We start from the raw sequence: 10,205 nt of genomic DNA, 5'->3' as shown, positions 1-10,205 counted from the left end.
ACTTTGTCTTACTAACTTAATTGTATTGTGCATTACTTTTTTTGGGGTGTCGGTAATGAAGGCATGAGGGCTGAAACATTCATAAAAAACGCCCAGAAGTGATACACTTCTGGGCGTTTTTATAATGTTAGAAACCTAAGGGGGAATTTTTAGGGAGTCATCGGTTAGAGCTGAATGTTAGGAATGTAGAGTTCTGAACCCTGAGCGAGTACAGTACTCTTGGTGAGTTTGAGACCATTCATTTCATTGATTTTTTCAACGCTTGAGCCATGTGCTGAAGCGAACTCTCCGAAAGTCATTTGGCGAGTCACGGAAACGGTGCGTACCTTTACTTGCTTAGGTGCGTAAACTACTTGCTGTGTGGCTGGTTTCGGAGCTGGCTGCTTAGCAACTTCCTTTTTCTGAGGCGCTGGCTTCGTCGCTGCTATGGCTGGAGCTTTTTTGGGAGCTGCTGAGCTGGCATTTGAAGTGAGATTGATATTCTGACCAATACTCAGTCTGTTAGGATTGAGGCCTTGATTCATTTCAAGGATGTTTGCCACTGAAGTGCCGTTTTCACGGGCGATCTTGTAAAGGCTGTCACCTTTTTGAACGGTGTATGTCTTGGTCGCTGTTTTGGCCGCAACTACCGGTTTAGGTACAGGGATAGCTGTCGAAGCTGGGACTACAGCTGGAAGAACTTCAGCTTTCGCTGAAGCGGATTCAATAGCTGCTGTTTTAGGGACAGCGCCAGGTAGATTGATAGTTTGACCGACACTGAGGCGGTTCGGGTTCACGCTTTTGTTGGCGTTAACCAAGGTAGAGAGAGAGATCTTATTCTTCTTGGCGATCTTGCTGAATGTGTCGCCTGAACGAACCGTGTAGCTGCCAACGGATTGTGGCGCAGCTTGGGTGCTTTTGCTTGCTGTCGATTTAGCGACCTGTGGTGCCGCGTTGTTCTTAGCAAGAAGTGCATGGAGTTTATCGACCTCTTTTTCGAGCTCATTGATAGTGAGTTCCTGTGCATTGCACTTAGCACGAAGGGATTCTGTTGATGTCGCGGCGGTAGCCAGTGGGCTCAACGATGCGATGAGAGCCGTGGTGATAAGGGTCTTGGGTTTCATAACGTAATAATACTTTCTTAAAAACATTCGTTTGTAAATGTTGAAATTCAATGAATATTAGAGACTTAGTCAGTTAGTCCTTATTTTATCGAATAAATGGTCTGAATATAGTGTGAAATACTCGAGGAATTGTCGCTATATTTTCACAAGGATATTTAAGTTAAGACAGTTATTTTAAAAACTTTTAGGAAAATGAACACAAAAAAGCCCACCGAAGTGGGCTGAGAAGTGTGAGACGGGAGTTAGATGGTCTTTACCAAGAGCGCTCTGCAATGGCCATGCCTGCGTGGTGACCGCTCATCCAAGCGTTTTGAAAGTTGAAGCCGCCAGTGATGCCATCGATATTCATGACCTCTCCGGCGAAGAAGAGCCCAGGAGTGCATTTGCTCTCCATTGTTTTGAGGTTTATCTCTTTCAGGTTTACACCGCCTGCTGTAACAAATTCGTCTTTGTTAAGGCTTTTTCCTAAAACTGGGAGTTTACAGCGGTTGAGTATGTCACTGAGTGCCTGGGCGTGGGGTTTTGATAATTGTGCCCACGTTTGAGTTGCAGGGATTTCAGCCACCTCTAACATTCTGGTCCAGAGTCGTTTTGGAATTTCTTCGAAGGGACAACGTGTGGAGAGCTGGCGCTTGCCCCAATCACTGCGTAGGCTGGTGATCTGCTCAGCTACATTGGTGTTAGGTAGCCAGTTGACGCTGAGAGTGAAGGTGTAATCTTTGTCCGCAAGTATGCGTGCTCCCCACGCTGAGAGGCGGAGAATACCTGGTCCGCTGACTCCCCAGTGAGTAATGAGGAGGGGGCCTTTAGAGCTGAGTTTTGTGTGTTCCACCTCTACCTGAGTTTCGGCAACTGAGAGTCCAGGAAGGTCGGTGAGAAGTGGGTGGACGATTTTGAAGGTGAAGAGGGAAGGGACTGCTGGTTCTAAAGTGTGGCCTAATTGCTCAGCAATCACGGCTCCGGCTTTGAGTCTAGTGCCTCCGGTGGCTAAGAGTACACAGCGGGTCTGGAGTTCCTCACCCTTATCGGTAGTGAGAGTAAAATAGGGGGGGGATGCGTCCTCGTGGGTTTCGATAGATTTGACTCCGTTCGAGGTTTCGATTTCTACATCAGAGCTTTTGGCTGCCTTGAGGAGGCAATCGATAATCGTTTGAGAGCTATCTGTAGTGGGGAACATGCGACCGTCAGATTCCGTCTTAAGATCAACACCTCTGGATTCGAACCATTCGACAGTGTCCTTAGCACTCCAGCGGTGGAGTGGGCCAATGAGCGACTTTTCGCCACGTGGATAAAACTTGCTGAGTTCCTTTGGATCGAAGCAGTGATGGGTGACATTACAACGGCCACCACCAGAAATTTTGACCTTGCCCAGCAGGTTTGGCGATTTCTCGAGTATGAGAACTTTGCTAGCTCCATTCTCGGCAGCTGTGATGGAGCCAAAAAATCCAGCAGCACCGCCGCCAATGGTGATGAGGTCGTACATAGATTGGGGTTTAGCAGCCGTTTGGCATTAGTCAATGTTTCGGCGAGAGTGAAGTTGACGAGGGTGTGTGGATGACTATGTTAGATTCAAATATGAATACTCCTATTACTATTTCTGTTACTGGTGCTGCTGGCCAGATTGGTTACGCACTACTTTTTCGCATTGCTTCAGGAGCGATGTTTGGTCCTGATCAGCCTGTAAATCTCAGACTTATCGAAATAGAACCAGTCTTGCCTGCTCTACAAGGCGTGGTGATGGAGCTCGATGATTGTGCGTTTCCTTTATTAAGAGAAGTCGTAAGCACGGCGGATCTAGATGAGGGATTTAAAGGGGCTAATTGGGCGTTTCTAGTTGGGTCTGTACCACGTAAAGATGGAATGGAGCGCAATGATTTGCTTGGTATCAACGGCAAGATTTTCACAGGGCAGGGTGAAGCCATTGGGCGCTCAGCGGCTGATGATGTCCGCGTTCTAGTAGTGGGAAATCCTTGTAATACGAATTGCCTGATTGCTATGCGCCATGCTAGCGGAGTTCCTAATGACCGATTCTTCGCGATGACTATGTTAGATGAGAATCGTGCAAAGAGCCAACTTGCAGTGAAGGCTGGAGTGCATAGCTCCGCAGTCTCTAACCTGTGTATCTGGGGGAACCATTCCTCCACTCAGTACCCAGATTTTTATAGTGCAAAGATCAATGGAGTTTCTGCTGCCGAGGTGATCGGTGATGAAGCTTGGTTGAAAGAAACATTTATCCCAGCGGTGCAGCAACGTGGCTCCGCTATTATTAAGGCGCGTGGAGCATCCTCCGCTGCATCTGCAGCTAATGGTGTTGTCGATACAGTGAAGGGCCTTACTACACCGACTCCTGCTGGAGATTGGTTTAGCGTGGGTGTGTGCTCTCCAGGTTCCTATGGAATCGATGCAGGCTTAATCGCCTCAATGCCGATTCGCACAGAAGACGGGAAGTCATGGAGCGTGGTCGAAGGTGTGGAGGTAAACGCATTTTCTCGTGAGAAAATCGATGCCTCTGTAGCTGAGCTTAATGCAGAAAAAGAAGCAGTGGCTGCACTGCTTTAGGCCTTATTCTAACGTGCTGAGGTGTGTGTCGTGCTGATCTCAGATGCGGCGCACGCATGCACAGAAAATTAAATATCGGGGGAGGTAGACCGCTTCATCAAACACTTCAAACGAAGTATTCCACTGAGATTTCGGCAGAGCGCCAGAGTCCCAGTTTTGTTGGGTTAAAAGCTAACGCTTAGCTATTCGCTTTAAGGATGCCGATAGTTTTCTCGAATTCGAGATTAGGAGCGAGGCCAGCTCTGAGCGCATCATTGTACGCTTTAACAGCTTTCGTCTTATTTCCCATCATGTTGTGGAGTACGGCGAGATTGAAGTATGCGGCTTCGTAGTCTGGATCTAACTGGATCGCATTGGTGATGAATTCGAGGGCATTCTGGTTACGACCATTTCGCGCTTCGATGATGCTTCTGAAGAGGAATGCTTCTTTATGGTCGGGCTTTAGGTCGATAGCACGGTCCATAGACTTGGCTGCAAGGTCGTCATTTTCTTGATAAAAACGCGACATACCCAGCATGAAATGGGTGTAGGGGTTACGCGGTCGCTGTGTGGTGCCTAGTTCAAAAATACCTTCTGCGTCCTCGTACTCGCCTAGCTTGAGTCTGACAACACCTCGGTTCACGAGGAAGCTGTAGTCTGGAATGGTGTCGTAGGCTTCATCGTAGATTTCTTTGGCGACTTCGAGGTTGTCTTTTTCGATCCAGTGCTGAGCAATGGAGTGATGGACAGCGATTTTTTCATCCGCTTTGGCTTGGGCAATTTCGCGTGACTGTTGATCGATATTGCTACCGGCGAAGTGCAAGTCGCCTTGGGATTGAGCAACTGTGAGCATTGTACGTTCGCGTTCAGTGAGCTCGATCTCTTCTCCAGCGATTTTTTCGTATTGCTCGACAAAGTCGGGGTCGATAAGGGAAGTGCGGCGGTATTCGTCCCAGAGTAAGTTCTCGGCTTGTCTACGGCGCTTCGCCTGAGTCATGAGGCGTTTGACTGTTTGTTTTAGAAGCTCAGCTTCTTCACGCGCAGCATCGTCTACGACAGGTTTGTTAGATATGGAGCTGAGGCTCTCTTGGGTATTTGAAAGAGTGGCTTCCAGATTTGAAATACGCTTGCGGAACTCGATGTTTTCTTTGCGCTTATAGATGAGTTGTTGTTTTGCGATGGCGACATCTGTCTCGGCTTGCGTGACGCGGTCTAGGGCTGCGTTCTTATCAAGGTGAAGTTGTTCCAGGTTGCGCTTGGCTACGCTTAGCTCTTTGCCAAGCCTGAGATTCTCCTTCATGAGCTCTTTTGCTCGGTCAGCATCGCTTAGTTTGAGCATTTCACTGAGCTGGTCACGCTCCATGGTCATACTCGCAAGATCGGTGCGGAGTTCTTCTTCGATTGTCTCCGATTGCGAAAGTCGCTCAAGTAGGTTCTTGATTTCACCATCTTGTTCGCGGCGCTTGGCTTCTGAAACGGTGAGCTGTGACTTGAGCGATTGGATCTCGCTGCGCATGGCTGCGACTACTGCTTTGGTGTTGGTTTCTGATTGCTCGAGAAGCTTTGTTTTCTCTGCGAGTTGGTCTTTAGCGTGACGCGCTTCTTTCTGGAGTTGCAGATTCTCAATAGACTTAATTTCGAGAAGCTTCTTGTCACGCTGGTAGGCCTTGGCGATGTAAATGAGTTCTTGCTCTTGTTTCTCTTTCTCTAGTTTTAGCTTTTCAACATCAGCTCTGAGAGGGGCTGTGGCGAGAGCGTTGCGAGTACGTTGGAGTTCATCGATAGTGCTTATGAGTTTCTGTTGGTCGTTTTGACCGAGTTGTTGGCTTTGGCGAAGTTCTTGTTGGAGTCTCGCGATTTGGCCATTGAGCATCCGAGACTGAGTACTTTCGGCACCGAGTCCTTGCTCTTGTTTGCGAAGGTCGGTTTGGAGTTTTGAAATCTCTTGGTGAAGCTTGAGCTTTTCAGCAGTGTGCTGGTTTTTTATCTTCTCAAGGTTACGGTGCATGTCGTTGAGCCGATTATTAAGCTTAGTGATTTGTTCAAGATCGGATGATGAAGACTTATAGATTGTACTCTTAGGAGCGGGTGGAGTGGAGGTTTCTGTATCCACAAAGTCCTGTAACTTCGATTGCTCAGCTAAGTAGGCTTTTTGAGCCATCGGTTCCACGCGTTTGATTGCATCGTTTGTTGATTTAATACGCCCCTGTACAATGTGTGGTTTCCAGGCTGGGTGAGCTGCAGCGAGTGATTGGTAGTAGCGAAGGGCTTGCTGGTATTTATTCCACGCATCCTTGGGCAGTTGATCCTGCTCGAGTTTTTCACCCTCATTGATGGCTTGGTAGGCTGAGAGCAAGATGGTTCCCGGGCGCACTACTTCAGACTCTTCTGCAACAGCATTGAGAGAAGTAAGAGCGAGGAAAAAATAGGATAGGTAGGTGAGGAAAGTTCTGCGCATCGGGTTGCAGGGTCTTGTAGGAGAATCGATTAGAGAGTGGAAGCCCATTTTTAACTAATTAGATTAGTCGCTCTCGATGAGAGGGAAACGATCGGTCCATTTTTCAAATTCTTTAGGAATGTCTGCGCGGAAGGTCATTCTCTCACCGGTGCGTGGGTGATTGAAACTTAGGCAGCGAGCGTGCAGCATGAGTCGGCCTGTTTGAGCTTTTTGACGTACGATTTTAGCGTAGATAGGGTCGCCAATGATAGGGCAACCGAGGTGGAGCATGTGGACGCGAATTTGATGCGTGCGACCGGTGTGGAGATCGCAATGAATGAGTGAACTATCCGATGCTTCATCGTAGCCAAGATTTTGGTAATCGGTGATAGCTGGCTTGCCAGAGCCTGGATTGACGACCGCCATTTTTAGTCGGTTAACTGGGTGGCGGCCAATGTTTGTGTACACAGAGTCTTGGTCTTTGATCGGTTTTTTTTCGACAATAGCTAAGTACTGCTTCTTCGTTTCTCTATCTTTAAATTGTTGCACCAGAGCGACGTGAGCGAAGTTCGTTTTAGCCGCGACCATGCAGCCCGAGGTGTCTTTATCGAGTCGATGGACGATGCCTGGGCGTTCTGCTCCACCTTCTTCGGCGAGGTTGCCATCACAATGGAATAGCAAGGCATTGACAAGAGTGCCAGTGAGGTTGCCAGCAGCAGGGTGGACTACGAGGCCTGAGTCTTTATTAATGACGATGAGATCGTCGTCTTCATAGATAACGGAAAGCGGAATGTCTTCAGGCTGCGCTTCTTCTGGCTCAGGCTCCGGGATTTCTATCGTGATGACATCTCCGACTAGGATAGAGTATTTTGGCTTGGTCAGGATGCCATTGACTCGTATATCACCAGATTTGAGCAAGGTCTGAATGCGTGCACGCGATAGTTCAGGGAGCTGGGTGCTGAGGAAGGCATCGATACGCTTTCCTGTATTGTCATCCACGGTGATTTTCATGTTGGCATGGTTTTGCGGCTTGGGCTCGTTAGCGAGAAAAAATTTTGTATTTCTAAAGTTTTTCAGTGTCAGCTGCTTTTAATTTCCATAGGCTCCCGCCTCATGGATGGAAGCGAGCTAAATCAAGAAATCGAGAATTGCCGAGAATGTGGGAATCCGATGAATGTGACGAGCTTCGCACCATTCTCAGAAGTCCAGTGCCCTGAGTGCCATAATAATGTCCACGTGAAGACGGATGTGGGTAGTTATGAGATAGTTGCGAAGCAAGGAGTGGGCGGGATGAGCCTCGTATTCAAGGCTGTGGATAAAACACTTGGGCGCAAGGTGGCAATTAAGCTGCTCAATGAATCGTACTCTTCTGATGCAAAGCGGATTGAGGAATTTGAGAAAGAGGCGAAGATCACCGCCGCTATTTCTCATCCGAATGTGGTGCGTGTGTTTACTGTGGGGCAGGCATACGGGCGGTATTTTATCGCGATGGAGCTGGTGGATGGTGAGTCACTAGAACAGCGAATTGCTATGACGGGGAAGCTAGCCGAAGAGATGGTAGCTCGTTTAGCGATAGAGGTAGTAGAGGGGCTCAAGTCTGCGCACCAAGCCGGACTGATTCACCGCGACATGAAGCCTGGTAATATCCTTATTGATTCTAGTGGGAGGGCTAAGATCGTAGACTTTGGTTTGGCTCTAGTGACTTCGGGTGGGAAAGCTCTGGCTGAAGAGATCTGGGCGACTCCGTATTATGTGCCGCCTGAGACACTGAAGTTACAGGAAGAGGATTTACGCAGTGACGTCTATGCGCTTGCCGCGAGTTTGTATCATGCTCTCTCGGGAGAACCGCCATTTACGACGGACACAACTTCAACAAGTGAGTTACTCAAAATAAAAGCAACGGTTCCAAAGCTTTCTAGTAAAACTGAGGGAGTAAGCCCACACATGTGCGCTGTCATTGATAAAGCAATGGCTTTCGAGGCGAGTGAACGATTTCAAAGTTATGATGAGCTGCTCGACGCTTTGAAACAGCTCGATGCATTTTATCGTACAGGCACGATTCCAGAACCTCTGAATAAGCGAAAGAGTGAGAGTTCGCGCCGTAACGGTCGAAGCAAGTTTCCAGTAGTTCCTGTAGCTGGCGGAGCTATGGCTTTGGCACTAGCTGTAGGGTATTTCTCGCAGTCCCCTCCGACTGATTCTGAGCCCGTCGTTAAGCCAGTGACTGTGCAGGAGGAAGACGCATCTGAGAACGAGCAGGCACTTAGAGTATTTATCGCCACAGAGCTGAAGGTCGCGCAGAATCTATTTAAGCAAAGGGAATACCAAGAGGCTCATCTGCGTTATTTAAAGATAGCGCTCACTCCTGAGGTGCCTACTGAAACCGTGTTTTGGGCTGGTTTGCAGTCAGCTTCTTCGGCTTGGTTAAATGCTGATACTGAGTCGGCTAGGTCGGCATTAGATCAAGTACGTGATAAACTGAGTAGTGAAAAAGACAGCGAACAGAGCTTTGTGGCTGTGTTAGAAAATCTAGGCGATTTTGAGCCTGTGATAATACCTGAAAATCTATCTCCGAGCCTAGAAACTTCTATCCGTTTTTCAGCGGGTCTAAAGGAATGGGAACAAGGCCGGTGGGATTTGGCGCGTCAGTTATTTCAGTCGGTTATAGCTACTAATGGGAGTGGTTACCTTAGGGTAGTGAAGGGCTACTTGGCGGATTACGAAGCTTTAGAGCATTACCCAGAGGCGCTTAAAGATCTTAATGTTGAGCAGGCTAATGGATTGATAGCGGAGCTCGCAGATGCTGAGACCTTACTCAATACGAAAGGCCGTGCGGTATTTAACATTACTCAGTGGAAACGTCAGGCCGAAGAGCATAAGTCAAAGCTGTTATCGGAGAAGAAATTACATTCGACTGAAAAAAAATTAGCTAAAGAAGAGGCTCAAACGGCTTGGAAGGAGACGAAAAGTAAGGTCATTAATTCTGCGTCTAATTATTGGTTTAGGGGAGTCACCAGAGATCTTCAAAAAGCTGATCCACCTAATGAAAAAGAGAAAAAATGGGGGGCTGCAATGCTATTTTTTAGTGAGCAAGCTGGAGAACTCTATATGACTACATTCAAGCTCTTTGCAGATAAAAGTGGAGAGTTTGTCGTACTTAACAAATCTGGTGAGAAGCAGTATGATAAAATACTCGGTGCTAAATCTGATGGCTTGATAGTCAGTGCAGAAGGTAAACCTGAAAAGGTTTTGGCATGGGCAGCGCTGTTACCTCATTCTATGTGGGAGCTTCACAAAGTCCTTCCTGATGCCAGTGTGCCGGAAGAGTTACGCATTGAGCGCCGTAAACAGCTGGCTTGTTATGCTTATCTTACTGGTCTTGAGGAGAATGCTCAGCTTCTCGCTAATATTGTGTTCGAGATGGATCCTGAGTTTGCTGAAAACTGGGAACTCAGTGTTGGTGTGTTAGAGGAAGAAAAAAGGAAAGAAGACTAAGTCTGTGCCTCTGCGTGTTCGATGAGGTCAGGGTATAGCTCGAGAAATAGGCGCTCAAAGGAATCATAATGATTCTCAAAATCTTCGTAGCACTCAGCTATGGGGAGAATCCATTTTCTGTTGCGTCTCGAGATGCGCTGAAGTGTGAGCTGTATCCCTTCTGGTTTCACATAACAGCCCAGCCAGTTCTCGCTTTTGAGGTATGGGTAAGCAGAAGCGAAATCACCGATCCACCAGTCAGGGTGTCGCTCGAGACATTGGTAGAATTGGTCGATAAAGAGAGTGCGCTCACACTGATAATATCTGTGCCAGTGGGTGCTTAGGAAGTGATCGTAGAAGATGTCGATAGCAATCCCAGCGAGTCGGCGTCGGCTGGGAGCGATCAATTGTTTAGCCTCTTGAAAAGTAGGGTGGCTGTCGGTGAAGGAGTCAATGGAGCGGTGCATGATGAAACCTTCTACGAGCTCTGATGGCCAGTTTTGAAGGAGTGACTTGCGAGTCCCCTTGGCGAAGTCGCCTAGGAAATTGCCAATACGTGAGGCGTCTGTGTGATCAGCAAGTGCAATGTGGGCAAGGTAGTTCATTTTATAAATACAGGAGCCTAGTCAAAGGCGATGAGAGTTTATATGAGA

At 47.9% G+C, this 10,205-nt stretch carries 7 protein-coding genes; 2 read left to right on the top strand and 5 right to left on the bottom strand.

Features of this window, described 5'->3' with window-relative positions; genetic code table 11:
- Positions 1-164: 164 nt before the first annotated feature.
- On the bottom strand, positions 165-1,103 hold the full coding sequence (locus ACSHX2_RS05710) for a LysM peptidoglycan-binding domain-containing protein (RefSeq protein ID WP_435691459.1): 939 nt from the start codon (positions 1,101-1,103) through the stop codon (positions 165-167).
- A 253-nt stretch (positions 1,104-1,356) separates the two neighbouring features.
- Positions 1,357-2,586, bottom strand: coding sequence for an NAD(P)/FAD-dependent oxidoreductase (locus ACSHX2_RS05705; protein WP_435691457.1), 1,230 nt, complete (start codon positions 2,584-2,586; stop codon positions 1,357-1,359).
- Positions 2,587-2,678: 92 nt separating this feature from the next.
- On the opposite strand from ACSHX2_RS05705, the gene ACSHX2_RS05700 reads away from it, so the two are divergent.
- On the top strand, positions 2,679-3,662 hold the full coding sequence (locus ACSHX2_RS05700) for a malate dehydrogenase (RefSeq protein WP_435691456.1): 984 nt from the start codon (positions 2,679-2,681) through the stop codon (positions 3,660-3,662).
- 178 nt (positions 3,663-3,840) lie between these two features.
- Here the strand turns inward: ACSHX2_RS05700 and ACSHX2_RS05695 are convergent, their stop codons facing one another.
- Together ACSHX2_RS05695 and ACSHX2_RS05690 are read right to left on the bottom strand one after the other, a co-directional pair.
- Positions 3,841-6,099, bottom strand: a complete 2,259-nt coding sequence (locus ACSHX2_RS05695; protein WP_435691454.1) for a tetratricopeptide repeat protein — start codon at positions 6,097-6,099, stop codon at positions 3,841-3,843.
- Positions 6,100-6,162: 63 nt separating this feature from the next.
- Positions 6,163-7,089 carry an RluA family pseudouridine synthase gene (locus tag ACSHX2_RS05690; protein ID WP_435691452.1) on the bottom strand — a complete coding sequence of 309 codons (927 nt, stop codon included), beginning with the start codon at positions 7,087-7,089 and terminating at the stop codon, positions 6,163-6,165.
- A 102-nt stretch (positions 7,090-7,191) separates the two neighbouring features.
- Here ACSHX2_RS05690 and ACSHX2_RS05685 point away from each other — a divergent pair, with 102 nt between their 5' ends.
- Complete coding sequence (locus ACSHX2_RS05685; protein WP_435691450.1) at positions 7,192-9,573, top strand: serine/threonine-protein kinase; 2,382 nt, start codon at positions 7,192-7,194, stop codon at positions 9,571-9,573.
- Here ACSHX2_RS05685 and ACSHX2_RS05680 read toward each other — a convergent pair.
- Entirely contained in the window at positions 9,570-10,157 is a 588-nt protein-coding gene (locus ACSHX2_RS05680; RefSeq protein ID WP_435691448.1) for an ACP phosphodiesterase, read from the bottom strand. The two genes, ACSHX2_RS05685 and ACSHX2_RS05680, sit on opposite strands and share 4 nt — an antisense overlap.
- Positions 10,158-10,205 lie beyond the last annotated feature (48 nt).

It is taken from the genome of Rubritalea sp. (genome assembly GCF_051252225.1).
Lineage (GTDB): Bacteria > Verrucomicrobiota > Verrucomicrobiia > Verrucomicrobiales > Akkermansiaceae > Rubritalea.
Note: the sequence above shows the minus strand (reverse complement) of the source record. Positions and strands in the feature narration are given on the sequence as shown.

What these genes read in the sequence shown, in the direction of transcription:
- ACSHX2_RS05710 (WP_435691459.1), bottom strand. Translation starts at nt 1,103, where the DNA reads ATGAAACCCAAGACCCTTATCACCACGGCTCTCATCGCATCGTTGAGC.
- ACSHX2_RS05705 (WP_435691457.1), bottom strand. Translation starts at nt 2,586, where the DNA reads ATGTACGACCTCATCACCATTGGCGGCGGTGCTGCTGGATTTTTTGGC.
- ACSHX2_RS05700 (WP_435691456.1), top strand. Translation starts at nt 2,679, where the DNA reads ATGAATACTCCTATTACTATTTCTGTTACTGGTGCTGCTGGCCAGATT.
- ACSHX2_RS05695 (WP_435691454.1), bottom strand. Translation starts at nt 6,099, where the DNA reads ATGCGCAGAACTTTCCTCACCTACCTATCCTATTTTTTCCTCGCTCTT.
- ACSHX2_RS05690 (WP_435691452.1), bottom strand. Translation starts at nt 7,089, where the DNA reads ATGAAAATCACCGTGGATGACAATACAGGAAAGCGTATCGATGCCTTC.
- ACSHX2_RS05685 (WP_435691450.1), top strand. Translation starts at nt 7,192, where the DNA reads ATGGATGGAAGCGAGCTAAATCAAGAAATCGAGAATTGCCGAGAATGT.
- ACSHX2_RS05680 (WP_435691448.1), bottom strand. Translation starts at nt 10,157, where the DNA reads ATGAACTACCTTGCCCACATTGCACTTGCTGATCACACAGACGCCTCA.